Raw genomic sequence first — 24,667 nt, forward strand, 5'->3', positions numbered from 1 at the left:
AACTTAAAGGAGCAGCATAGTGTCAAAATACAATAAACACTCTCATTCGACGCGTACACAAACAACAACTAAAAAAAAGAAAAGAAATCAGCGTATTATTCTAAGTATCCTGATTCCACTTTTCACCTTCATTCTTATAGGTGCGATATATCTGGCCAAATTATTTGCGACGGTCGAAAATGAAATCGATGCTTCTTATGCAGAAATCGACCGACATACTCCTGTTGAGAAAGTAAATCCGATCGAGGAGCCTGTCTCTTTTCTTTTCATGGGAGTAGACAACAACGAAGAACGTCAACTAGGTTCGACCCGAGCGGATTCTATTATTTATGCAACACTCAATCCAGTTACACATGAAATGAATATGGTGTCTATTCCAAGAGATACCTATGTTCCTATCATCAGCAAAGGGACGACTCTTCGTTACGACCGGATAAATTCCGCTTATGCTGCTGGAGCAGAGAGTGCTATGGTTGAAACAGTTGAAGCCTGGCTTGGTATACCTATTCACTATTATGCCACCTTTAATTTTGCTGCTTTTTTGGATATCATAGATGAACTTGGCGGCATAGAAATGGATGTTCCTGTGGCTATTAATGAAATGAACTCCAATGATCAGTCTGGTTCTATAAAACTGGACAAAGGCTATCAGACGTTAAATGGTGAAGAAGCTTTGGCTTTAGCGCGCACGAGAAAAATCGATAACGATGTGAAACGTGGCGGACGTCAGCAGCTCATCATTGAAGCGATCATCAAAAAGGCTTTGAAAATGGAATCTATCACAAAATATACAGGTATTGCTGAAACAGTGGGCAGCAATATGCAAACAAATATGCGTATGAACGATATGCTCGCGGTAGCTCAAACAGGCCTGAACGATTCTTTTTCAATCTCTACACATATCTTCGAGTGGTCAAGTTTCACCGAACGAGGCATGGATTTAGTCAGAGTACAGTCAGATAGTTTTATATCCATTCAAAATGAATTAAAAGAGTCACTTAATCGAACAAAAAGTTCAACCAGTTCAGTCATGACGAATCAGAACGAATCTGTTGACAACAAAAACAATCGCAACAATTAAAAAAGCCGCCTCACATTCGTTCATAAGTGCATGACGACTTGAGGGGCTTTTTTATTTATTCAGTTTTTTGACGAACCGTTTGATCACACCAAGTATCGGACGTTTATTTTCATCCACAAGCCCGATGATTTCTACAAACAACAGCACCCCGACAAGGACAAACACCGTCAGCACGATTGAGCCGATGAAGGTTGAAAAATTGTAGAGGAGTGCAATGATAGAAAAAATGGCAGATACACTGTATATCGCCAGCACTGTCTGTCGATGTGAAAGGCCTAGCGTCATAAAGCGATGGTGGATATGACTCTTGTCAGCCACAACGATGGACTGTTTATTCATTTTCCTTCTTACCATGGCAAATAGAGTGTCTGTAATAGGTATCCCCATGATGATAATAGGCAAAACCAGTGAGATAAGCGTAGCATTCTTCAGTCCCTGTAGCGAAAACACTCCAATCATGAAACCTAGAAATAATGCCCCGGTATCTCCAAGAAAAACACTGGCAGGATGAAAGTTATATGGCCAGAAACCTGCAATCGCTGCTACTAATATAAATATCATAATAGAGACGGATACTTCTTCAATGGTTAAAAAGAAAAAACCGATGATCCCCATGGTTGTCAGGGCAATCATAGAAATCCCGCTGGCCAAACCGTCCAGACCATCGACTAGATTGATGGCATTTGTAAAACTTATGATCCATAGCACCGTAAATGGAAAGTTCAACGACCCGAATGCCAGCGTACCAAGGTACGGAAAGGTCATTGTCTCAAGGGCCACGTCCCCAAAGAAATAGATCACTGTTGCAGCTGCAATCGTTCCAGCCAATTTCACTAAGGGGGATAGTTCAAGCAAGTCATCCAAAATACCTGTGATAATAATGAGTGTTGAAGCCAGAAACAGCGGGATCAATTGACTGCGTGGTATGGGCAGTAGAAAAAAGACAGCAAAATAAAAGGAGAGATAAATAATGACTCCCCCCATTGTCGGCATGCTTTTTTCATGAATCCTTCGTTCATTTGCCTCTGGATTATCTGTAATACCATATTTATAAGCCAGTCGAGTGTACAGAGGAGTCAATATCAGGGCAGTCGCCATCGTGAATAGACTGACAAGAAGTACGACAAACATATCAAACATAATCATTCTCTTTTCATGCTAATTTGTCATCATTATAGCATTCTAAACTTTTAAAATACAATTGCAATTATTCTTAAACTACATTAAACTTATAAGAAGATAAAAAGTCAGACAGTTATTTTTGGAAAAGAGGCTCTCATGAGATCAGACAAACATAGAAATAATAAAAACAAGATTAAATGGTTAAAACGATCTGTGCTTATTTTAGGCTTGCTCATTATTACCACACTGGGAATGATTGCCGGTTACTATGCAAATGAAGTAAAAGATTTTTTAAATGAGGTTAATAAAGATACACCCGAAGAATTAAGAGATACAAGTGAACAGGATAAAACTTTGCGTGAACTGCAGCCGATCTCTTTTCTGATCGCCGGCCTGGATGCCGAAGGGGCAGGTGAATCAAGGCGCTCAGATTCCATCATTGTAGCAACTGTCAACCCGGAGAAAGAATCCACAAAGTTACTTTCTATTCCCAGAGATACTATGGTCACTCTACCTGAAAGCGGGATACAGGAAAAATTCAATGCTGTATATCCAGAGGTCGGCATCTCAGGACTAATAGATTTTGTGCAGGATTATCTGGATGTCCCTATTTCATTTTACGCCACGCTGAATTTTGAAGGTCTTGTCGATCTCGTAGATGCTGTTGGCGGCATCACTGTGAATGCGCCCTTTGCTTTCACAGTGCAAGACAGCACCGAAACCTCGGATGCTATTGTTATAGAAGAAGGGTTTCAGGAATTGAATGGGGAAGAAGCTTTGGGGTATGCCAGAATGAGAAAGCAAGACCCCAGAGGTGATTTTGGCAGACAGGAACGACAGCGAGAAGTCATTGCGGCAGTTGTAGATGAATTAGTGTCATTAAGTTCCGTTACAAACTTTACTGATATTTTAAGTGCCATACGTCCAAATCTTCAGACAAACATGACCGGCCAGCAGATGATGACAGTGGCGACAAATTACAGTCCTGCCGCCAATACCATTGAATCAGTCACTCTTTCAGGAGAAGCTTCATACGAGTACATCGAAAGGTATAATACGGAACTTTACGTCTGGAATCCGTATGAAGAATCATTAAAAGAGGCACAAAACGCTTTACGTGAACATCTTGAACTGGATTCTAAAACAGACAGAAATGAAATCAAAAACCCTGATGAATTGATTGAAGAGTCAGAGAAGAATTAAACGATACGCTGAACATAGTACAGTCCAGTTTTAAAATCATCATCTAATTTTTTGTTTCATGAAAAAATGTCACCACTCTTAAAACGCCATTGCAGACGTTTTTATAGAGAGGTGACATTTTTTATACTTATTTTAAAAGACAGAAAGCGGGCACATGTTGCAGTGTCAGCCTGATCAGCTTACAACTTGCTGGCTGCTTCCTCATCTACGATCATGATGACATCCTGATGTTTCTGCAAAATACTGGCAGGTACTTCTTCTGTTACAGGTCCGTTGACAGTTTTTTCGATAGCATCTGCCTTATTGCTGCCAAAAGCCATTATAATGATCTTCTTAGCTGCCATAATTGATGCGATACCCATAGAGTAAGCATATTTAGGCACTTCATCTTTTGATTCAAAATATCTTTTGTTCGCTTCGATCGTCTCATCAGTCAATGCTACTTTATGGGTAGTGCTGTCAAAGGATGTTCCAGGCTCGTTGAAACCGATATGAGCATTCGTCCCAATACCTAGAATTTGGACATCGATAGGGTTATTTTCCAGGACTGTGTTGTAGCGCTCAATTTCCGCTTCTTCTGGAGCCAATCCATCCGGAATATGTGTCTCTTTGAAAGGTTTTTCGTTGAAAAGCTGCTCTTGCATAAAATAAGCATAACTTTGAGGGTGTTCACTTCCTATCCCGATGTATTCATCAAGATTGACTGCTATTTTATCAGAAAAATCCAATTCACTTTCTCTAAGTTCTTTATAGAGCGTTTCGGGTGTGCTGCCTGTTGCCAGCCCAAACACTAGAGCATTCTTTTCCATAGCTTTCTTTATATGATCGAAAGCAAACTTACCGCCTTCTACTTTATCCTTTACGACTTCTATTTTTATATTCGATGAATTAATTGTACGCATTGATTTTTCCTCCTAATATCGTTTGTTTCAAATTATAATTGTTATCCAAAACGACCATATCTGCATCAAATCCCGGTTTCAGCTCTCCCTTGGAGGAAAGATTGAATTCTTTCGCTTGATTATATGAACTCATTTTTACGGCTTCTTTTACAGAACATCCAGTGAAGGCCATCATATTTTTGAAGGCATCGATGAAAGTCAAAACACTCCCTGCTAGAGAACCATTGCTTAATCGGGCCTGCTTATCTTTCACGATGACTTTTTGTCCACCTAATTCACTTTCTCCTTCAGGTATCCCTTTGGCACGCATAGAATCAGTAATCAGCTCGATACCGTCAGCGCCTTTTGCCTTATACGCAAGTTTGACCATTTCTTCAGAAATATGAAACCCATCGACGATCATTTCAACTGTTACATCATCTTCGAGCAGACCAAAGCCGCTCACGCCGATTTCTCTGTGGTGCAGTCCCCGCTGACCGTTGAATAGATGCGTGACATGGGATGCTTTTGATGCCTTGAGTTCAGCATATTTAGCTCCGGAATGTCCAGCAGAGAGAATGATATTATTCTCCTGACAGTACGTCTCAAAATCACTGACATCCCCTGTTTCAGGTGCATAAGTGATCAGACGAATACGATGGCCACTCAATTCCTGCCATTTTTTCAGTATGTCAAGTTGCGCGAGTCTAATATACTCTTCTGGCTGAGCACCTTTATGATCTTTGGAAATAAAAGGGCCTTCAAGATGGATTCCTTGTATCATCGGGTTCATCTCTGCTGCTTCATTAATGGCTTTAAGAGAGGCCTCGATATTTTCATCCGACTGGGTCATGGTTGTCGGAAAATAGGAGGTGATCCCTTCCTGGAGCATTTTTTCAGTCATCTCGCTGATTTTTTCAGGGTCTGCATCCATGTTGTCACTGCCATAACCACCATGACTATGCACATCTATAAACCCGGGGATCACATATTGTCCTTTTGCATCTATTTCTTCATCTTCAGCCTGTTTCTCATAGGTGTCCATTTCACCCAAAGCAATGACCTTATCTGAGAAGCGAATAAACCCCTGTTTGATTTCCTGTTCACCTGATACGATGTGTGCATTTATATATACTTTCGTCAATTTTAAAACTCCCTTCAGTTGATAACTAACATTTCCTCAAGTAGTAAACTTTTTGACCATACTTGGTCGAATCTGATCCTATTTCCAGAAATCGTCAAATACAGTCACGGGCATGTGCCGTTTATGTTGCGTCTGAAGATACCATTTCTCAATTTGTCTTGCTGACTCTTCTGCTATTATTTTACCTTCCAGATAGTCATCGATTTCGTCATAAGTGACCCCTAGGGCTACTTCATCTGCAAGACTTGGTTTATCGCTTTCAAGGTCAGCTGTCGGTATTTTATCGATGAGATGGATTGGCGCCTGCAGCTCTCTGAGCAACTGCCTGCCTTGCCTTTTATTCAAACGAAACAGCGGATTGATGTCTACACCACCGTCACCAAATTTTGTATAAAAGCCAGTCACTGACTCGGCTGAATGGTCCGTGCCAAGTACGACCCCATTCATATCCCCAGCTACTGCATACTGTACGATCATCCGTTCACGCGCTTTTATATTTCCTTTGTTGAAGTCGCTTAAAGTGAGTAAATTGGCTTCAATACTTTTTTCTGTAGCATCAACTGTTGGCTTGATATCCACACGCATGACTTTATCCGGTTCGATCCATTCTATAGCATCCATCGCATCCGTTTCATCCGACTGTACGCCATACGGCAACCGGACTGCTACAAAAAGATAATCCTGTTCGCCAGTTTCTTCTCTTAATTCTTTGACAGCCATTTGTGCCAATTTACCCAGCAGCGTTGAGTCCTGCCCTCCAGATATTCCAAGCACCAGAGATTTAAGGAATAAGTGCTTTTTTAAATAATCTTTCATAAAGTCGATCGAACGCCGGATCTCTTTTTTTGGATCAATAGTAGGAGAAACCTTCATTTTCGCTACTATTTCCTTCTGTATTTCAGACAGCATCTTTATTTCCCCCTCTTTTATTGCTTATTTTTCATCTAGAATTTTGAATGTATAGCAGATGTATCCTTTGCCGTTTCTTTAAATAACTGGATCGTTTCCACTTTACTGTCAAAAAGCTTTTGTGAAAGGTCAACAGGGTAAGGCTCAGGATTCAGTAAACGTGTATGTTCCTCCCACTGTTCTTTGAGGCTTTTTTTTGCATACGCTTTGATTTCTTCAAGCGTCGGCAACTCATAGACAAGGGTTCCATCCACTATGATGTCTTGAAGCAGTGGACGCGCACTGAAATCTTTTAATGTCTTGTTGATATATGTGTACTGCGGGTGAAACATGAACAGCTCATCCTGCTTATCTGGTCGTTCATCATATAGCGCTACATAATCTCCTTCAGGTTTTACACCGTTATAAGAGCGTATACGCCATACCTGTTTTTTTCCTGGTGTCGTTATCTTAGATGCATTGGATGTCAGCTTTAAGGTTGGATACATTTTCTGATCGTCCCCTTCAACAGCAACTATTTTATATACGCCTCCCAAAGCCGGCTGGTCAAAAGCCGTGATCATCTTAGTGCCCACACCCCAGACATCTATTTTAGCACCCTGCATTTTGAGATTCAAAATGGTTTCGGCATTCAAATCATTGGAAACGTAAATTTTCGCTTCAGGGTAGCCTGCTTCATCCAATTGTCGTCTGACCCGTTTAGACAAATAAGAAAGATCGCCGGAGTCGAGTCGGACACCAAGAAAGTTGATTTTGTCACCCATTTCGTCGGCAACCTTGATGGCATTAGGAACCCCTGAATCCAGGGTGTGGTAGGTATCTACCAGGAATACACAGTCTTTATGTGTTTCGGCATATGACTTAAAGGCGTGATATTCGTTGCGGTAAGCTTGAACTAATGCATGAGCGTGGGTTCCAGATGTTGGTATGCCGAATATTTTGCCAGCTCTGGTATTGCTGGTCGCATCGCATCCTCCTATATAAGTCGCCCGTGCTCCCCATAATGAAGCGTCAAATTCCTGTGCCCGTCTTGCTCCAAATTCTAAAATGGGGTCATCTCCAGCCGCAGTCTTTATCTGAGATGCTTTAGTAGCAATAAGGGTTTGAAAATTAACAATATTTAAAAGTGCAGTTTCTATAAGTTGACAGTCGGCAATCGGCCCTTCAACTTGGATCAGCGGCTCGTTGGCAAAGGCCACCTCTCCCTCTTTGAAAGCTCGAAGTGTCCCTGTAAATTTCCATTCTTTTAAATACGTTAAAAAATCTTCCGGGAATTCTTTTGTTTCTCTTAAATAGCTGATATCCGTCTCACTAAAAGAGAGCTTTTGTATATACTGAACCACTCTTTCCAGTCCCGCAAATATTGTGTAGCCCATTCCAAAAGGATTATTCCGGTAATATACTTCAAAAACAGCTTTATTAAGGTGATTTTTCTTTTTCCAGTACGTGTAGATCATATTGAGTTCATAAAAATCAGTATGTAATGCCACGCTGTCATCCACATAGGTCTGTGCCATTTTTTTTCCTCCTTCATAAATATCGTTTCTCGTATTATAGTATAGCATAACTCATGTATTCTTGCGCTTATTCTGTATATAAAGTCTTTATAGCTATAACAAAAAAACCCTGAAATAAACTGTTGTCTATTTCGGGGGTTCTGTCAAGATTTTTTTATAAAAAGCCAATACTGACTGCGCTTGTTTCTTCAATGTAAACATTTCAGCATGTTTATAAAGCTGTTTCCCTTTAAACCTCAGCTCATCTTTTTCCCATGAATGATAGGCATCTTCCAGTGCTCTTTTCAAGGCATAGCGATCATTGGGGGCAACAAGCCAGCCCATCGATTTGTCTTTGATTATTTTGTTTACATCGCCTACATTTGAAGCAATAGCCGGCACCTTTTGGCTTGCCGCTTCCAGAAGCGATAACGGGAATGTTTCGCTCAAGGAAGGGAGGACAAACACATCTGCCTGGGCCAGCACTTTTTTGATTTCCCCTGCAGACAACCAGCCTTTAAACTGAATCTGGTGTTCTAATCCGTATTCTGCCGCTTTTCTACTCAGGCTGTTCAAGTCTTCACCATCCCCGCAAACCATCCATCGCCAATTACTTTTATCAAAAGTTGCCAGTACATCCATAAGCAGGGTATTGCCTTTGATTTCGGTCAGCCTTCCTACAGTAACCAGAGTAAACAACTGTGTTTTTCCTGAGTTTGGTCGAGAAGGTGATTCAGGGAACAAGATACCATTGTGGATGACCTTTATCTGATCAGAATCTACATCTCTACTTTGGATATAAGACTTGATTTCATTGGAAACAGCTATGACACCATCTGCTTTATTGAACGTACGGATATGGATACTTTCAAATACCTTTCCCTTAAGTCCTTGATTATTAAAATCCATCAACGGATGACTGTGCAAAGTTATTATCCATTTCAACTTGACAAACGGCTTTAAAAATGCGAAGAGGGTATTTGCCCGAGGTCCGTGAGTATGTACAAGTGAATAACCCTGTTTTTCAATAAATCGCTTCAATCGAAATAACACACTGAGATCAAACTGGCTTTTTTGCTCGAAAACATATACATTTATATTTTCTTGACGAGCCGCCTTTGCTACAGGACCTTCTTCAAAAACGATCAAGTCGATCTGCTGATTCTTAAGCTCTTTGAGCAGGGAGACGATATGAACGCGTCCGCCCCCCGTTTCATTTCCGGCATTCAAAAAAAATGTCTTCATTGGCCTTTTTCCTTTTTCTTCTGTCTATAAACTTGTTTGATAAATCTGGGGAGCACTGCCATTCTTTTGTATCTCGATGGTTGTCTGACCAGGCGGTACAACCACTCTATGTGGAGAGACTGTATCAAAGCAGGTGCTCGCTTAGTCTTTCCAGACAGAACATCAAAACTTCCTCCTACCCCAACGGCTATGCCATGAGAAGCTTGACTTAAATAATTACTTATCCATTTTTCTTGTCTTGGAAAGCCAAAAGCTACAAAAATCAAGTCAGGTTCAGTGGCTTTTACCTTTTCAATCATTTCAGGATCCGCATGATTAAAATAACCGTGATGATACCCTGCAATATTTATATTTGGCCATTTTTTTTTCACTCTCGATACTGTTGATTCAATGACTTCTTCTTCTGCACCGATAAAATAGACATTCCTTTTCTCTAAATCAGCCATTTCCAGTAACCCTAGCATAAGTTCATATCCTGGTACACGTTCTTTGATAGGTTTACCTAGAGTACGTGATGCTTTTACGATACCAATACCGTCCGGGGCTATATAATCTGCCTGAAGCAATAACTTATAATAATCTTCATTGTCATGTGCATACATGACAATCTCAGGATTTGCAGTTACCAGAAAAGTTTTCTGCCTATTATTCATGCGTTTATATAAAGCATTTAAAAAGTCCTTTCGAGTTATGTTATCGAACGGTATCCCTAGAATCGTTACTTTGGTTTCCATTGTATGCTCACCCATTCTACTGACTTTTACTGCATAGTGATCATGATCAGGTGAACGATCAGCTTATACTTCACCCATCAATCCGATGAAACATCATTTTTTCCATTCTCTTTGACTTTTGATAATAATCTGTCAGCACGGTTAAAAATCTGACTGACGGTTTCATTTTCTCTATATTCAGCAACTCCCGAACTGATCGTCACTTCAGCCGGTTCGCTGAATTTGTGGCTTTTCAGTTTACCATGAATTGTTTCAGCAATTTTCTTTGCCTCGTTTTTCTTGACATCAGGGAGGATTATTAGAAACTTTCCTCCTTCAAAAGTGCCTGCCGGAAAGTCAGGGTTCAAAGTGTCCTTAATTGCTTTGGCAGCTGCTTTTATGACTTCATCACCGAATAAGGGACCGAACAATGCGTTCTGGTGTTCAAGATTGTCGATATCTAAAATAATCAAAGAAACCGTTTGACGACTGTGTTTATTCACTTCAGATAAAATCTGACCTAATTTAACGAGAATATTAGTGCGATTAAATAAACCTGTCAATTTATCCAGTTTTGACAGTTGCGCCCATTCTTTGTTTGCTTTTTCTAGTTCCGCTTTTTCAGCCTCATAATTTGTTATGTCAAAAACAATGCCGGAAAGAAACAGCGGTTCACCACTTATTGAACGCTGAGTAACTGTTCCCCGGTCATAATAGGTTTTATACGATCCATCTTTAGCCTGGATTCTATATTTCACTTCCCAGACGGGAATCTTACCTGATAAATGATCTTTCATGACTTTCATAACATGTTCGTAATCTTCTGGATGCAGGCGATTAGTGAAAAACTGGAAATCAACAAACTCTGGAAGGTCTTCTTTTTTGAAACCCAGGGCTTCGGCTTTTTTCGGATTAAATGAAACTTTATTTTCTTTGAAATCCCAGAACCAGTGTCCTAAATTGCCGATCCATGAAAACTCCAGTGAATCCTGCTGCTCTTGCAGATTTAAAAGCTCTTTGTTCAAACGTTTGACTGCCTCCAGCTCATTTCTCAATCGTCTGATTTCTCTCTCTTGATTTTCATCACTCATCTCATCCGCCTCCTTTTTACCAGTATAGTACAGTCTGGTCATATTTTATATTCAGTAACGGCAGATTTCTGTGTCCATCATGAGATCCGTCACACAATCGTCATAAATTCACTTTACATTTCTGCCCGATCACTTTTCTTTCTAGTGCTTTTTAAGCAGCAGCAGATCGATAAAATGATCCGTTGTTTTATGCAGGATCATATCTGCTCTAAACCGTGTAGGCAATATAAATTCTTCCAGGTTTTTAAGATTTATTTTTCTCCAGACCTTGCGTGCCATATCAAAGGCTTCTTTTTTGTCTCCAATAGCATAGGGATAATAATAGTTGGACGGGTCTTTAAAAGCAGTCTTCAACAATAGTCCGAAACGCTCAAGGTACCACTTTTCTATTTTCTTAGGTTCGGCATCAACATAAAAACTGAAATCAAAAAAATCACTGACAAATATCTTTTCGTTCGTGGGAAGCTGAAGGACGTTGATCCCTTCAACAATTAAAATATCCGGATGATCGATTACTTCAAATTCGCCCGGCACGATATCATACAGACGGTGAGAGTAAAGAGGAACTTCAATATTTCTTCTACCACTCTTAACATCTCCCATAAAACTGATCAACCGGTGCATATCGTAACTTTCTGGAAATCCTTTACGGTTCAACAGGCCACGTTCTTCTAAAACGCTGTTAGGATAAAGAAAGCCATCCGTTGTGATCAGACTGACCTTCAAGTCCGGATAAGCACGTGCCATCATTGTCTGGAGAAATCGTGCCAGCGTACTTTTCCCTACCGCCACGCTTCCGGCAATACCGATGATATAGGGATCCCTTTTGTGTGGTTTGCTTAAAAAATGCTTGATTTCATCTTGTCTTTCATGGTAATGCTTAATGTATTTGTCTAAAATTTCTAATATGGGTAAATAAATTTCTTTTACATCCATAACTGAAACATTATCATTTAAAGACCTTAATGCTTCTACTTCAGCATCTGTAAGCATCATTTTTTTATCTTTATTCAATTCTTTCCACTCTTGACGATTGATTATAAAAAAGGAATCTGAATCCTTCATGCGAAGACCTCCACTCTTATCATATTTATCTTTAACAGTTTACCAAATTTCTATACGCTTTCACACTACTGATTGATATTCTTTGATATTCTGATTTATACAAAACTTTAGCATCCTGTGATATGATAAAATGAATGGGTATATACAACCAGTTCATTTAACTGAGTTTCAAATCAACGTTGTAAAATGAAACAGACAAAAAGAGGTGAGTTTATGAAGAGTACTTCAGCATCACACAGTGGGAAAGCTCATGGGAAAATTATTCTCATTGGTGAACATGCTGTTGTTTATGGTGAACCCGCGATCGCTATTCCGTTTAAAGCAGCATCGGTAGAAGTCATCATAAAAAAAACAGACAGACCTGTTACGATTACATCAAATTATTACGCCGGTGCTTTGAGTAAGGCTCCGAAAGAATTAAATTATTTAAGTGTTTTATTACAAAAAATCAGCAGCGATTTTAAAAAAACGATTGATCATATTGACATCAATATAACCAGTCACATCCCACCTGAGAGGGGAATGGGATCAAGCGCGGCTGTTTCAATGGCCTTTGTTCAGGCGCTTTTATCGTATTTCGATATAAGTTTAGAAAAAGAGCAGCTTTTATATTATGTTGATCTTTCAGAAAAAATAATTCATGGTAACCCCAGTGGCATCGATGCACGCATTACCAGCAGCGAAGAACCCCTTTTTTATAAAAAAGGATATGTTTTCGAATCACTCCCTTTAAATATAAGCGGTTATCTTGTCGTCGCTGATACAGGTGAAACAGGCCAAACTAGTCGAGCCGTCGCAGATGTAGCCAAGGCGCTGAAAAACAACTATGAAATAGCTGAGCCATTGATCCGACATATTGGAGAACTGACTCTGAAGGCTAAATCAGCTATTTTCAACAATGATCTTTACACACTGGGCCGGACACTCTCAAAGGCGCACGAATCTCTCAAACAACTAACAGTCAGTAATAACAGTCTGGATCAGCTGGTCAAGACTGCCTTGGAAGCTGGTGCATTAGGCGCTAAGCTGACTGGAGGCGGACGTGGCGGCTGTATGATCGCACTGGCCACCTCCAGAAAAAAAGCAGAGAGTATTGAACATAAACTACTAAAACAGGGAGCCGCAAAAACTTGGATCCACAGGCTCAAAGGAGAGGATATAAATGAGTAACTGGGTGAGAGCACACACGAATATCGCTTTAATCAAATATTGGGGCAAAGAAAATGAAAATCTGATCATACCGATGAATAATTCTCTTTCTTTGACGTTGGATGCTTTTTACACAGAAACAAACGTCACTTTCGATGACGATTTAAAATCTGACCAGCTGTATTTGAATGGTCATATGCAGGATTTTAATGCTTTGATCAAAGTTAAGACCGTGCTTGATCTGGTTAGAAAAAAAGCAGGTATAAAAACGAAAGCTAGAGTTGACAGTTATAACTATGTGCCTACAGCTGCCGGTCTGGCTTCTTCAGCTTCAGGACTCGCCGCTTTAGCTGGTTCTGCCAGTCGCGCTGCCGGCTTGGACCTTTCTTCAAAAGATCTTTCAAAACTTGCACGCAGAGGTTCGGGTTCAGCATCCCGCAGTATATACGGTGGTTTCGCTGAATGGCAGAAAGGACATAGCCACGAGACGTCTTTTGCCGTACCTGTAGACGCGGCGGACTGGGATATCGGTATGCTTTTTATCGTTGTCAATGATAAGAAAAAAGATATTTCGAGTCGGGAAGGTATGTCAAGAACTGTTAATACCTCACCCTTTTATCAAGGCTGGCTGGATACCCTGGATGCTGACTTGAATACAATGAAAGAAGCGATCAAAAACCAGGATGTTCATAAAGTTGGCGAAATTGCCGAACGGAATGCATTGAAAATGCATGCAACCACTCTTGGAGCTAAACCACCTTTTACTTACTGGTCACCTGATAGTATAAAAGCAATGGATGCAGTGAAACAGTTGAGAGAGACAGGTTTTTCTGTTCATTTCACTATGGACGCAGGTCCAAATGTCAAACTTATTTGCAGACAATCTGAGTTAGAGGACATAAAGCATCATTTGCTTGTGGACTTCAAGGAGTCTCAACTGATTTCAGCTAAACCAGGTCCAGGCCTCCATGCTATATCAAAACCAAATCTTTAACAGAAAAGGTGATCAAATGAAGAAGGCAGAAAATAAAGCACCCGGAAAATTATATATCGCTGGTGAGTATGCGGTCGTTGAATCGGGTTATCCAGCCGTTATAGTCTCGGTCGATCGTTTTATAACAGTATCCGTTTCACCTTCAAATGAACATTTCGGAAAGGTATTATCGGCTTCCCTTTCACAAACTCCTCTAAAATGGAGACGAAACAATGATCGAATGAACCTTGAAACTTTCAATGAAAAAGCTGATATTCTATTGAAAACACTGGAAATAACTGAACGCTTTTTGAAAGAACAGAAAATCACACTCCCTTACTACGACGTTCACATAAAAAGTGACTTAGACAGTGCTGACGGGCTGAAATACGGCCTAGGTTCCAGTGGAGCTGTGACAGTCGCAACGATCCTGGCAGTTTTACATTCTGTAGAGTTTGAACTTAATGATGATAAATTATTCAAACTTGCTGCTGTCGTTCATACTTCATTGAGAAAAAAGGGGTCACTGGGAGATTTAGCGGCTGCTGTTTATACGGGTTGGCTGGCTTACGCTAGTCCTGATAGAAAATGGATCAGTGACCAGCTGAATGAGAGCACTCTCTCACTGCTCATCGAAAAACCATGGCCAAAGCTTAATATAGAACGATTAAATCCCCCTGTTTCTATGGAGCTGCTGGTTGGCTGGACTGGCCAGCCTGCCTCAACAGAGTCTTTTGTTACTTCTTTCCAAAAAGACCAGAAGACGATCAGTTATCAGACTTTTTTAAACGAGAGCAAAGCTATTGTACTCGAACTGATCACAGGGTTAAAAACGAATGATCGTGACAAAATAAAAAGGGCTGTAGATATTAATAGAGGACTTCTTTTGACAATGAGTCAAACAAATCATTTTGTTTTAGAAACACCTCAGCTCTCTCTTCTCAATGACATTGCAGGCAAACACGGGGCTGCTTCAAAAACATCTGGTGCCGGTGGCGGAGACTGTGGGATTGCCTTTGTTGAATCATACAGTCAAAAAGAGAGCATTATAAAGGAATGGCAGGCTAACTTTATTGAACCCTTACCTCTTACAGTGTATGATAAACATAATTAACCAAATCTGGAGTGTAGCTTATGTCAAAAACCAACAACCGAAAAAATGAACATGTATCTTTGTCAGAAAAATTTTATCCAGAAGGCGATTCTTCCTTCAAGGATATTTCATTTATTCATCATTCTTTACCCGAGTGTGATGTTAAGGATATCTCACTTGACGTCACACTGGACGACCTTCACTTCTCTTCTCCTTTTTTCATCAATGCAATGTCCGGAGGCAGCAAGTGGACTGGGAAAGTCAATGAAAAGCTGGCATTGATCGCAAGAGAAACCGACCTTGCAATAGCAACAGGCTCAGTCAGCGCTGCACTCAAAGACCCGACTGTGTCCGAGTCCTTTCAAATCGTTCGCAAGACGAACCCACATGGACTGGTTTTTGCTAACCTTGGCGCTGGACATGGTCTGGAAAATGCCAAGCGTGCTGTTGATTTATTGAACGCCGATGCCCTCCAAATACACTTGAATGCACCTCAGGAAATCGTTATGCCAGAAGGAGACCGTGAGTTTTCTCAGTGGATCACAAACATTCAATCGATCGTAGAAGATCTACAGATCCCTGTCATCGTAAAAGAAGTCGGCTTTGGCATGTCTAGGGAAACGGTTCAGCTACTTGAGACATTGGGTGTAAGTCTGATCGATATCAGTGGTAAAGGCGGCACGAACTTTGCACAGATAGAAAATTTTCGTAGAAAAGAATTCAAACTGGATGATTTTGAATCCTGGGGACAATCAACGGTGGTTTCCTTGCTCGAAGCTCAAGAGAGTATATCCCAGGCTTCGCTCATTGCATCGGGAGGAATCAGACGTCCAATGGAAATCGTCAAGGCTTTAGCTTTGGGCGCCTCCATAAGCGGGCTTTCCAGTCAAATCATGCATATGGCTCTGAGTGATTTGGATGAAGCTATCTTGTCTTTAAACCACTGGAAAGAAGAAATAAAGCGTATCATGACTTTACTGGGTGCCAGAACTGTAGATGATTTAAGAAAGACTGATGTCCTGATTACTGGTCAGTCAGCAGAATGGTGCGATGCTCGAAATATCGACAGGCGCCGCTATGCTTTTCGCTCTAAACAATGATGATCCTACTCATTAAGTGCTCTTTGAATGAAGGTTTGATCTGTCTATGAAAAAGAAAACATCATCGGTGTTGACTTATGTCTGGTTGACTCTATACATTATCCTGCAATTGACTTGGGGATTTCTGCAGTCATTCGTCGGTCTTTGTTTGTTTCTGTTCTTTGTCAACGCTCCCCATGACTTTTATCATGGCAGCATCCGTACAAAATGGCCCTCCCTCAAAGGAGTTTCACTGGGGTTATTTATTTTTACGCCTGATGAAAACGATAAGACTCTGCAAAAAAAGTATCAGAATAATCAGATTTATCTAGAAAACTTATGTAATCGTTTATCTGTGCACGAATACGGCCATACTTATCAGTCTCTTTTGCTCGGTCCCTTCTACCTTGTCATTATAGGAACTGTTTCCTGGTCCTGGGCAAATCTGAGCAGATATAAGAACTTGAGAAAAGATTATGCGGTCCCCTACTCTTTTTGCTGGACGGAAAGTTGGGCAAACAGGTTAGGGGAATGGGTATTAGGCGAACCTTCCATCACTTTTTGATCAAAGAGTAGAACAAACAGCGCAGGACAATTATGGTTCTCCTGTATTCTTTGTGGAGTCAAAGACAGGTCTGCTTTTTGGTGCACCTTTATAAAAAGAATAAGAGACTGGGACCAATTTTGTCCCAGCCTCTTATTCTTTTTAAACCATTAAAGAAAGCAGTGTAATAGCAATGATTCCCGTGAGCATCGACCAGAGTAAACTTTTTGTTTTCAGTGCAATAAAAAGAACGATGATAGAAGGCAGGAGTTTGATATTTTCATCCGGCTGCAGAGAGAATGATCCCTCCCAAAAAAACACATCTGAAGCGACCAATGCAGCAAAAACCGAAACCGGTATGTAAGTCATCCAGCGACTGAAAGACGGTGATATCTCTTTTTTACTTAAAAAAAGAAGAGGTAAAAACCTGGGAAGAAAAGTAACTGCTGCCATGCCTATTATCAGTATAAATGATCGACTAGTCATTTGACCTCACTCCTGTTCTTTTTGAATTTACTTCTATATAATACCCTATCATCGATGCTAAAAGCGTAGCTATAACCAAAGCAATATTATGTTTAAGAAGTAGAGTGAAAAAGACAGATAAAACAATAGAAATAACTGCGGTTATAATGTATGTTTTCGAAACGAACTGCATGACCATCATGCAGATGAACATCGCAATCAGTGCATAGTTCATGATTTGAGTATTGATAATGAACTGACTTCCAATAACTCCGCCTAATGCAGTACTCACAGCCCAAACCGAATAGTTGAAAAAGTTTGTAACAATAGCGTCATTTACTGTCCAGTTGTCTTTTTGAAAATTCGAATAGTTGATACCAAATGATTCGTCCGACAGCGTATGACCAAAAAGTGCTAGAAATCCGACAGACTTATTTTTAACATGTTTTGAAATGCTGGCTGCCATCAATATATGCCTTAAATTCAAAAAAAAGACCATTAAAATAATAGACGGAACGGATGCCCCAAGCACCACCATACTTCCTGCCAGAAATTGAGCTGCCCCTGCGTAGACAAGGAGGCTCATAAGAAATATAGACATGACACTAAATCCCGCATCAAACAGAACGATGCCACAAGCAAGACCTAATGCCGTGTAACTCGCCATAATCGGCAAACCTGCTTTTAATCCCTTCAATATTGCTGTATTTCCCATATTATCCTCCTTTGAAAATAAGCTTTTGTTCATATAGCATAGCTGATTTTCTGTATTAAAAAAAGAGCCAGATAAAAGTTCTGCCTCTTTTTCCAAATAACTCCTGTCAATTATTGAACACAATCATGACTGATATTGTTCTTTCTTCTCGATTTTCCTCGGCATCTCAGTACTCTATCTTTTCCACTGGCTTTCAGCAATGATGTTCACTTCCTTATACTAACTTTTTTCAGCGAAACAGTTGGTGATTGGTTACTCACTCGTATTGTTTTTTTTCAGATAGCCCTTTATTTCTAAAATCTTCTTCATCGGTCACTACTTCTATCGTCACGTGATCCTGCACATGATTTTCTCTTGCGATCTTTCTTATATTTTCTTTCACCTTCTGCTTCTTGCTGATATCCGCTGACTCTAACAGAACGGTTACTACCAGTGCATTCTCTTCTCCGTCTATTGACCAAATATGAAAGTCGGAAATATCTTTGACACCTGTCAGATTTTTTATTTTATCAACAATCTTTTTGACATCCGCTTCCTCAGGTGCGCGATTCAGTAAAATCTTCATTGTACTTATCAGCTGTGGAAAAGTCAGATAGAAAATATATCCTGCTATAAGCATAGATAAAATCGGATCCAGCCGGTACCAGTCAGTGTAATGCATGGCGATACTTACAATTAATACCCCTATCCAGCCAAGAACATCTTCGAGCATATGAAGGCTGAGTACACTTTCATTTTTTGAAGAACCTCTGCGCAATAGGATGGTTGCATAGCCATTCAGCACGATAGCCACTATGGATAGCCAGATCATCCCGGTCACATCCACAGGTTCTGGATCGATAAGGCGGGGGATACTTCTGTAAATAATAAACAACGACCCTCCCAGCAGAACCACAGCAGTCACGAGTGCTCCCAGTAAAGAAAAACGACTATAGCCAAAGGTGTATTTATTGTTTCTTTCTTTTTCTGAATACTTTTGGAAAAACCAGGCAAATCCTGTTGAGATAGCATCGCCCAAATCATGTAAGGCGTCGGACATTATGGATACACTATTAAATATAAAGCCGAATACAAACTCAACAACCGAGAAAATAAGATTTATAAAAAATACGATCCCAATATTTTTTTTAGCCTGGTCCTTTGGTTTCTCTTTATCTAACTGTTCACTGGTATGATCTTCATTTTTCTGTTTTGCTTCTTTTTCGGACATGATCGGTGTCCTCCTGTCTTTTATTATATGTAAACCAGATGCTTCATTTTTCTATTTTTGGCTATCGTTAGTCGAGTAAAAGTCCTGCTAAATGCAAGTAAGCCTTACTGCAATGGTACCACCTGTTGTTAATTTTTCAATTAAAAGGATTGTCTTTTCAGTATTTTGAACAGTGTGATACGTGCACACGGTCTACGTATACTAAATACTTATATCTTATTTATTTATGGGTAGGACATAAAATGCGTATCTTATACTGACCGCAAAGTTTTTTGTAATCAAGTAGACATTAAAACAGACAGTTAGTCTCCACTGAAGTGCAGTTTTAATGTTAGTTGGCCGTATACCCCTGTCTAGGGCCAAGTGGTTGCTTTTTAGTACTTGAGTGGAAGCTAAGACGTGAGAAGGTATAAGTATCGACACAACTCAATTTTTGATACTATTATCAATATCTTGTTGAACACTTTAAAAGACCGTGTCAAGCCTTGCTGAGCTTGACACGGTCTTTTAAAAATTAGTATGAATATATCAGTTTGATTACTGTACGATTTGGTGGATAAGCGTTGGTGTCGTTGCTTCATCTGATATCTTGATATTGTTTATAATCTTATCGACCACGTCTTGTGTAATTTCTTTGTTGGAGTAAAGAGTAACTAAGGCTTCGCCCTTCTCCACTTTATCACCGATTTTTTTATGAATGTATAATCCGGCTGCCAAATCAAGCTGGCTTTCTTTGGTCTCGCGCCCAGCTCCAAGCATCATTGCAGAAATACCGATTTGATCTGCTACGATCTCGCTTACTTTCCCGGATGTTTCAGCTGTGACTTCTTTCGTATATTCTGCTTTTGGAAGAACGTCATCAGGGTTATCTGCCACTGAGGCATCCCCGCCTTGGGCAGCAATAAACGTTTTAAAGACATCCAGCGCTTTACCATTCTGCAAGTTTTCTTCAAGCTTTGCGCGTGCCTCATCTAAAGATGAACCCACTCCACCTAAATAAGCCATTTGACTCCCTAAAACAAGACACAGTTCTGTTAAGTCTTCTGGTCCGTGTCCTTTTAATGTATCGATAGCCTCTTTGACTTCCAAACTATTTCCAATAGCATTTCCTAAAGGCTGACTCATATCTGAAATAACTGCCATAGTATTGCGTTCGACAGCTTCACCAATATTAACCATCGTTTCGGCAAGTTCTTTGGCTTGTTCAACACTCTTCATGAATGCTCCAGCACCTGTTTTAACATCTAAAACGATCGCATCAGCTCCGGCAGCGATTTTTTTGCTCATGATCGAGCTGGCAATCAGAGGAATCGACTCCACGGTACCTGTCACGTCTCTAAGTGCATACATTTTTTTATCTGCTGGTGTCAGATTTCCTGACTGCCCTACTACAGCCACTTTATTTTTATTTACAAGGTCAACGAATTTTTCTTGTGTAACTTCTACGTTAAAGCCAGGCACCGCTTCCAATTTATCGATTGTTCCGCCCGTATGACCCAGTCCTCGACCACTCATTTTAGCCACTGGAATACCCACACTCGCAACTAAGGGCGCTAATACTAGCGTCGTTGTATCACCTACGCCGCCTGTTGAATGTTTATCGACCTTGACCCCTTCGATAGGTGACAGATCGATTTGATCGCCGGATTCTACCATAGCCATCGTCAAGGCACTGCGTTCTTCATTATTCATTCCATTGAAGTAAATAGCCATTGCCATAGCACTCATCTGGTAATCAGGAATATCATCGGCAGTATAGTGTTCGATCATCCATTTGATTTCGCTTTCAGTCAAACTTTCGTTGTGCTGCTTTTTCTCGATTAAATCAATCATACGCATAATTCTTTCACTCCTAATTATTTACTTATACTATACAGTGTACCATAAAGTAACGATATAAGTAGGGGGATTTAGCTAAGTAATGATAAGAATATTCCAATAATCTGACTCCTGACTATATGATTCAGTAAAAAAGTGGTAGAATTACTTAGGATGATAAAATATTCTTAATAAGGAGAGATTTCATGACTAGTCAACGATTGAATACTTTTTTAGAAAAGAATCTACAGGAATTAAAAGATAAAGGACTTTACAACGAGATAGATGTTCTTGATGGTCCAAATGGAGCGAAAATTTCTATCGATGGGCATGAACTAATCAATATGTCGTCTAATAATTATCTAGGCTTTGCCAATGACCCGCGCTTAAAAGAAAAAGCGAATGAAGCTACTGATATTTACGGCGTTGGTGCAGGTGCAGTGCGTACAATCAATGGTACACAAGCGATCCACAAAGAACTGGAACAAAAAATCGCAGAATTCAAAGGAACGGAAGCAGCCGTCGCTTTTCAATCAGGCTTCAACTGTAATATGGGCGCGATCCCAGCTGTTATGAATAAAAATGATGCCATTTTGTCTGATGAGTTGAATCATGCATCGATCATTGATGGCTGCCGTTTATCAGGAGCCAAAGTTATCCGTGTCAAACATCAGGATATGGATGATTTACGTGCGAAAGCCAAAGAAGCTGTAGAGAGCGGTCAATACGAAAAAATTATGTATATTACTGACGGTGTATTTTCTATGGATGGCGACGTTGCAAATATTCCGGGTATCGTGGAGATCGCTGAAGAATTCGACTTGATCACTTATGTGGATGATGCACATGGTTCAGGCGTCATGGGCAAAGGTGCCGGAACAGTTAAACACTTTGGACTGCAGGATAAAATCGATTTCCAGATGGGAACTCTTTCCAAAGCAGTTGGTGTTGTTGGCGGATATGTGGCCGGAACGCAGAATCTTATCGATTGGCTTAAAGTCCGTGCACGTCCCTTCCTCTTTTCTACATCGCTTACGCCGGCAGCATCGGCGGCATGTATGGAAGCCATTGACATTATGACGAATTCTACTGAAGAGCATGACAAACTTTGGGAAAATGGCCGCTACCTTAAAGAAGGATTAAAAAATCTAGGTTTTGATATCGGTAACTCAGAAACACCAATCACCCCATGTATCCTAGGCGAAGAAAAACTGACACAGACTTTCTCAAAACGTCTAACTGAAGAAGGAGTTTACGCTAAATCCATTGTTTTCCCGACCGTTCCACGCGGGACTGGACGAGTAAGAAATATGCCGACTGCCGCTCATACAAAGGAAATGCTGGATGAGGTTCTGGCCGTATATGAAAAAGTCGGTAAGGAATTGAATGTTATAAAATAAAGAGACAAAAAATGGAGAAAGAGGATCGGGCAAAAGCTCTTTCCCTTTCTCCTCTTTCTAAAAGATAAAGGTCGGAGGTTTTTTTTTGAAAAAAATATTGATTACAGGTGCTCTTGGACAAATCGGTTCAGAGCTTACGTTGAAATTAAGAGAAGTTTACGGGGCGGAGAATGTTGTGGCTACCGACATTAAAACACCGCAAAATTCAAAAGTCGTTTCAGAAGGTATTTTTGAACAGTTGGATGTGACTGATGCAGCACGCATGAATGATTTAGTGGAAACATATGATGTGGATACCTTTATCCATTTAGCTGCTTTATTATCCGCCGTAGCCGAAGCTAAACCCAAACTAGCCTGGGATTTGAATATGGGGGGCTTACTTAATGCACTGGAAGTTTCTAGAGAACATGATCTGACATTCTTTACCCCCAGTTCAATTGGAGCATTCGGCCCAACAACACCGAAAGACCAAACGCCTCAAGTAACGATCCAACGGCCGACTACCATGTATGGCGTGACAAAAGTAAGCGGCGAATTGTTGTGCGATTATTATCATCAAAAATTTGGAGTGGATACACGCAGTGTCCGTTTCCCTGGACTCATTTCCTACGCTACACTTCCAGGCGGCGGGACGACGGATTATGCTGTGGATATATATTATGAAGCACTGGCAAATCATTCATACGCCTCATTTATTGCAGAAGGTACATATATGGACATGATGTATATGCCGGATGCGATCGAGCTGATCATAAAACTGATGGAAGCTCCTGCTGATAAACTTTTGAATCGCAATGCTTACAATGTCAGTGCAATGAGCATAGCGCCAGAGGATATCGCTCAGGAAATCCAGAAACATATACCGGATTTTGAGCTGTCATATGATGTCGATCCTGTCAGACAACATATCGCTGAATCATGGCCCAATGCCCTTGACACTACTTCGGCTAAAGAAGAGTGGGGTTTTTCTCCTAAGTATGATTTAAAGAAAATGACAGAAGATATGCTGAAACAATTAAAGAAAAAGAACTAAATGAGAAAGACTGCATTTATCCATGAAATGATAGCTTTGTGGATGAACGCAGTCTTTTTTATCGAGATATAAGAATAAGATGTGGAAGGCGGCCTGTTGTCGCCTTTTTTCATTTTGAATTAACTTGCTCAAACTCATTTTTTTGACTTGAAGTAGGTTCATATGGTGTCATATTAGGAACTCAAATCAGGTTTCTCCTTGAGCTGCTCTTATAACACTTTACAGTGGTAACTCATCTTAACCCCTTTAATGGAGTTAGTATTATGAGCGCTTGTAACAGCTACCCGATCACACTTATTGTTTTGAGTTACCATTAAAGAGGGCTATAGTATAAACTCGAGCACAAACAACTACTGGAGTTCCTGTTATATCGCTGAATAATAGTTTCTCGAACCACTTTCTCTGCGTGAGTTCCCATTATTAGACTATCAGTCCATATCACCTATCTTCATATAAAGATTAACAGACACAATAAGATCGATTTCCTACTCTTCCCCTGTATCTTTTATCGCAATTCAATCAGCGCTTGACATCTTTTACTTCTGGTCCATTTTCTGTACCCACAATAACTTTGGTCACACAGTCCAAAAACAGTCCGTGCTCTACAACCCCTGTCAGAGAATCCAGCCAGCTCGCAAGCTCATGCGGCTTATCGATTTCTTCCAAATGAAGATCAATAATGTAATTTCCTGAATCCGTCAAATATAAGTCACCTTTATCGTCTTTTCTAAAGCTTGGCTTCATATGTTTTTTTTCAAATAGACGAAAAACTTGCTGACAGCCAAATTTCACGACTTCTACCGGTAATGGAAAAGCACCCAGTTTATGAACCAGTTTGCTGTCATCCACGATCCATATCACTTCGGCTGACTGATTGGCTACCATCTTTTCAAATAAATGAGCACCCCCGCCTCCTTTTATTCCCTGGTAGTCATCAGAAATCTCATCGGCTCCATCAATGGTAAGATCGATTTTTTCTATGTCATTGATATCTTTTAAAGGGATTCCCAACTTTCCAGCATGGTCTGCTGTTCTGTTTGAAGTCGTCACGCCAGTAATAGACAAGCCCTCTTCGTTTACACGTTTTCCTACTGCTTCAACCATATAATAAGCGGTAGATCCTGTACCAAGTCCTACAACCATCCCGTCTTTTACAAATTCGGCCGCTTTATTTCCTACCATTTCTTTAAAATTCATTTTACCGACTCCTTATTGTTTGTATTACTTCGATTATAGCA

General features: G+C 40.3%; 23 protein-coding genes. 9 read left to right on the forward strand and 14 right to left on the reverse strand.

Annotated elements, in window-relative coordinates; translation table 11 throughout:
• Positions 1-19 precede the first annotated feature (19 nt).
• Positions 20-1,081 (forward strand): LCP family protein, encoded by a 1,062-nt coding sequence (locus tag AKA01nite_RS00530; RefSeq protein ID WP_146922724.1) that lies wholly within the window; start codon positions 20-22, stop codon positions 1,079-1,081.
• A 51-nt stretch (positions 1,082-1,132) separates the two neighbouring features.
• On the opposite strand, the gene AKA01nite_RS00535 is transcribed toward AKA01nite_RS00530, so the two are convergent.
• Positions 1,133-2,221: a glycosyltransferase family 4 protein gene (locus AKA01nite_RS00535; RefSeq protein WP_146922726.1), complete on the reverse strand. Its 1,089-nt coding sequence runs from the start codon at positions 2,219-2,221 to the stop codon at positions 1,133-1,135.
• A 138-nt stretch (positions 2,222-2,359) separates the two neighbouring features.
• Here AKA01nite_RS00535 and AKA01nite_RS00540 point away from each other — a divergent pair, with 138 nt between their 5' ends.
• Positions 2,360-3,406: an LCP family protein gene (locus AKA01nite_RS00540; protein ID WP_146922728.1), complete on the forward strand. Its 1,047-nt coding sequence runs from the start codon at positions 2,360-2,362 to the stop codon at positions 3,404-3,406.
• Between the two features lie 179 nt (positions 3,407-3,585).
• On the opposite strand, the gene AKA01nite_RS00545 is transcribed toward AKA01nite_RS00540, so the two are convergent.
• The 8 genes from AKA01nite_RS00545 to coaA form a co-directional block, all read right to left on the reverse strand.
• On the reverse strand, positions 3,586-4,284 hold the full coding sequence (locus AKA01nite_RS00545; RefSeq protein ID WP_146922880.1) for a glucosamine-6-phosphate deaminase: 699 nt from the start codon (positions 4,282-4,284) through the stop codon (positions 3,586-3,588).
• A 10-nt stretch (positions 4,285-4,294) separates the two neighbouring features.
• Entirely contained in the window at positions 4,295-5,431 is a 1,137-nt protein-coding gene (gene nagA / locus AKA01nite_RS00550) for an N-acetylglucosamine-6-phosphate deacetylase (protein ID WP_146922730.1), read from the reverse strand.
• Positions 5,432-5,509: 78 nt separating this feature from the next.
• Positions 5,510-6,337: an NAD(+) synthase gene (gene nadE / locus AKA01nite_RS00555; protein ID WP_146922882.1), complete on the reverse strand. Its 828-nt coding sequence runs from the start codon at positions 6,335-6,337 to the stop codon at positions 5,510-5,512.
• A 38-nt stretch (positions 6,338-6,375) separates the two neighbouring features.
• On the reverse strand, positions 6,376-7,857 hold the full coding sequence (locus AKA01nite_RS00560) for a nicotinate phosphoribosyltransferase (protein WP_146922732.1): 1,482 nt from the start codon (positions 7,855-7,857) through the stop codon (positions 6,376-6,378).
• A 126-nt stretch (positions 7,858-7,983) separates the two neighbouring features.
• Positions 7,984-9,081 carry a glycosyltransferase family 4 protein gene (locus AKA01nite_RS00565; protein ID WP_146922734.1) on the reverse strand — a complete coding sequence of 366 codons (1,098 nt, stop codon included), beginning with the start codon at positions 9,079-9,081 and terminating at the stop codon, positions 7,984-7,986.
• Positions 9,078-9,815: a WecB/TagA/CpsF family glycosyltransferase gene (locus AKA01nite_RS00570; RefSeq protein ID WP_146922736.1), complete on the reverse strand. Its 738-nt coding sequence runs from the start codon at positions 9,813-9,815 to the stop codon at positions 9,078-9,080. Before AKA01nite_RS00570 ends, AKA01nite_RS00565 begins: the two co-directional genes overlap by 4 nt.
• A gap of 77 nt (positions 9,816-9,892) precedes the next feature.
• The gene (locus AKA01nite_RS00575; RefSeq protein ID WP_186805036.1) at positions 9,893-10,885 is read right to left on the reverse strand and encodes a sensor domain-containing diguanylate cyclase; all 993 of its coding nucleotides are present in this window, start codon (positions 10,883-10,885) and stop codon (positions 9,893-9,895) included.
• Between the two features lie 141 nt (positions 10,886-11,026).
• Positions 11,027-11,950 carry a type I pantothenate kinase gene (gene coaA, locus AKA01nite_RS00580; protein WP_146922740.1) on the reverse strand — a complete coding sequence of 308 codons (924 nt, stop codon included), beginning with the start codon at positions 11,948-11,950 and terminating at the stop codon, positions 11,027-11,029.
• Positions 11,951-12,163: 213 nt separating this feature from the next.
• On the opposite strand from coaA, the gene mvk reads away from it, so the two are divergent.
• From mvk to AKA01nite_RS00605, 5 genes are read left to right on the forward strand one after another with little or no spacing between them, the layout of a single operon-like run.
• On the forward strand, positions 12,164-13,120 hold the full coding sequence (gene mvk / locus AKA01nite_RS00585; RefSeq protein ID WP_146922742.1) for a mevalonate kinase: 957 nt from the start codon (positions 12,164-12,166) through the stop codon (positions 13,118-13,120).
• A complete protein-coding gene (mvaD, locus tag AKA01nite_RS00590; protein WP_146922744.1) occupies positions 13,113-14,093 on the forward strand; it encodes a diphosphomevalonate decarboxylase in 981 nt (326 codons plus the stop codon). The genes mvk and mvaD overlap by 8 nt, the downstream gene beginning before the upstream one ends.
• A 16-nt stretch (positions 14,094-14,109) precedes the next feature.
• Positions 14,110-15,186, forward strand: coding sequence for a phosphomevalonate kinase (locus AKA01nite_RS00595; protein WP_186805037.1), 1,077 nt, complete (start codon positions 14,110-14,112; stop codon positions 15,184-15,186).
• 20 nt (positions 15,187-15,206) lie between these two features.
• Entirely contained in the window at positions 15,207-16,265 is a 1,059-nt protein-coding gene (gene fni, locus AKA01nite_RS00600; protein WP_146922748.1) for a type 2 isopentenyl-diphosphate Delta-isomerase, read from the forward strand.
• A 46-nt stretch (positions 16,266-16,311) separates the two neighbouring features.
• Positions 16,312-16,809, forward strand: coding sequence for a hypothetical protein (locus tag AKA01nite_RS00605; RefSeq protein ID WP_146922750.1), 498 nt, complete (start codon positions 16,312-16,314; stop codon positions 16,807-16,809).
• 141 nt (positions 16,810-16,950) lie between these two features.
• Here AKA01nite_RS00605 and AKA01nite_RS00610 read toward each other — a convergent pair whose 3' ends face one another.
• The 4 genes from AKA01nite_RS00610 to AKA01nite_RS00625 form a co-directional block, all read right to left on the reverse strand.
• Positions 16,951-17,274 carry an AzlD domain-containing protein gene (locus AKA01nite_RS00610; protein WP_146922752.1) on the reverse strand — a complete coding sequence of 108 codons (324 nt, stop codon included), beginning with the start codon at positions 17,272-17,274 and terminating at the stop codon, positions 16,951-16,953.
• Positions 17,267-17,968 carry an AzlC family ABC transporter permease gene (locus AKA01nite_RS00615; RefSeq protein WP_146922754.1) on the reverse strand — a complete coding sequence of 234 codons (702 nt, stop codon included), beginning with the start codon at positions 17,966-17,968 and terminating at the stop codon, positions 17,267-17,269. The genes AKA01nite_RS00610 and AKA01nite_RS00615 overlap by 8 nt, the downstream gene beginning before the upstream one ends.
• A gap of 256 nt (positions 17,969-18,224) precedes the next feature.
• Positions 18,225-19,178, reverse strand: a complete 954-nt coding sequence (locus AKA01nite_RS00620) for a cation diffusion facilitator family transporter (RefSeq protein WP_146922756.1) — start codon at positions 19,176-19,178, stop codon at positions 18,225-18,227.
• Between the two features lie 537 nt (positions 19,179-19,715).
• Entirely contained in the window at positions 19,716-21,017 is a 1,302-nt protein-coding gene (locus AKA01nite_RS00625) for a pyrimidine-nucleoside phosphorylase (protein ID WP_146922759.1), read from the reverse strand.
• 185 nt (positions 21,018-21,202) lie between these two features.
• Between AKA01nite_RS00625 and AKA01nite_RS00630 the strand changes: the two genes are divergently transcribed.
• A complete protein-coding gene (locus AKA01nite_RS00630) occupies positions 21,203-22,396 on the forward strand; it encodes a glycine C-acetyltransferase (protein WP_146922761.1) in 1,194 nt (397 codons plus the stop codon).
• A gap of 85 nt (positions 22,397-22,481) precedes the next feature.
• Positions 22,482-23,429 carry an L-threonine 3-dehydrogenase gene (locus AKA01nite_RS00635; RefSeq protein ID WP_146922763.1) on the forward strand — a complete coding sequence of 316 codons (948 nt, stop codon included), beginning with the start codon at positions 22,482-22,484 and terminating at the stop codon, positions 23,427-23,429.
• A gap of 519 nt (positions 23,430-23,948) precedes the next feature.
• Here AKA01nite_RS00635 and rpiA read toward each other — a convergent pair.
• On the reverse strand, positions 23,949-24,626 hold the full coding sequence (gene rpiA / locus AKA01nite_RS00640; RefSeq protein WP_146922765.1) for a ribose-5-phosphate isomerase RpiA: 678 nt from the start codon (positions 24,624-24,626) through the stop codon (positions 23,949-23,951).
• Positions 24,627-24,667 lie beyond the last annotated feature (41 nt).

It is taken from the genome of Alkalibacterium kapii (assembly GCF_007988865.1).
Classification (GTDB): Bacteria; Bacillota; Bacilli; order Lactobacillales; family Carnobacteriaceae_A; genus Alkalibacterium; species Alkalibacterium kapii.

Bases quoted from the DNA above. Each gene is read 5' to 3' on its own strand.
- AKA01nite_RS00610 (WP_146922752.1), bottom strand. From the start codon at position 17,274: ATGACTAGTCGATCATTTATACTGATAATAGGCATGGCAGCAGTTACT.
- AKA01nite_RS00535 (WP_146922726.1), bottom strand. From the start codon at position 2,221: ATGTTTGATATGTTTGTCGTACTTCTTGTCAGTCTATTCACGATGGCG.
- AKA01nite_RS00620 (WP_146922756.1), bottom strand. From the start codon at position 19,178: ATGTCCGAAAAAGAAGCAAAACAGAAAAATGAAGATCATACCAGTGAA.
- mvk (WP_146922742.1), top strand. From the start codon at position 12,164: ATGAAGAGTACTTCAGCATCACACAGTGGGAAAGCTCATGGGAAAATT.
- coaA (WP_146922740.1), bottom strand. From the start codon at position 11,950: ATGAAGGATTCAGATTCCTTTTTTATAATCAATCGTCAAGAGTGGAAA.
- mvaD (WP_146922744.1), top strand. From the start codon at position 13,113: ATGAGTAACTGGGTGAGAGCACACACGAATATCGCTTTAATCAAATAT.
- AKA01nite_RS00615 (WP_146922754.1), bottom strand. From the start codon at position 17,968: ATGGGAAATACAGCAATATTGAAGGGATTAAAAGCAGGTTTGCCGATT.
- AKA01nite_RS00540 (WP_146922728.1), top strand. From the start codon at position 2,360: ATGAGATCAGACAAACATAGAAATAATAAAAACAAGATTAAATGGTTA.
- AKA01nite_RS00605 (WP_146922750.1), top strand. From the start codon at position 16,312: ATGAAAAAGAAAACATCATCGGTGTTGACTTATGTCTGGTTGACTCTA.
- AKA01nite_RS00625 (WP_146922759.1), bottom strand. From the start codon at position 21,017: ATGCGTATGATTGATTTAATCGAGAAAAAGCAGCACAACGAAAGTTTG.
- fni (WP_146922748.1), top strand. From the start codon at position 15,207: ATGTCAAAAACCAACAACCGAAAAAATGAACATGTATCTTTGTCAGAA.
- AKA01nite_RS00570 (WP_146922736.1), bottom strand. From the start codon at position 9,815: ATGGAAACCAAAGTAACGATTCTAGGGATACCGTTCGATAACATAACT.
- AKA01nite_RS00560 (WP_146922732.1), bottom strand. From the start codon at position 7,857: ATGGCACAGACCTATGTGGATGACAGCGTGGCATTACATACTGATTTT.
- AKA01nite_RS00630 (WP_146922761.1), top strand. From the start codon at position 21,203: ATGACTAGTCAACGATTGAATACTTTTTTAGAAAAGAATCTACAGGAA.
- AKA01nite_RS00595 (WP_186805037.1), top strand. From the start codon at position 14,110: ATGAAGAAGGCAGAAAATAAAGCACCCGGAAAATTATATATCGCTGGT.
- AKA01nite_RS00575 (WP_186805036.1), bottom strand. From the start codon at position 10,885: ATGAGTGATGAAAATCAAGAGAGAGAAATCAGACGATTGAGAAATGAG.
- rpiA (WP_146922765.1), bottom strand. From the start codon at position 24,626: ATGAATTTTAAAGAAATGGTAGGAAATAAAGCGGCCGAATTTGTAAAA.
- AKA01nite_RS00565 (WP_146922734.1), bottom strand. From the start codon at position 9,081: ATGAAGACATTTTTTTTGAATGCCGGAAATGAAACGGGGGGCGGACGC.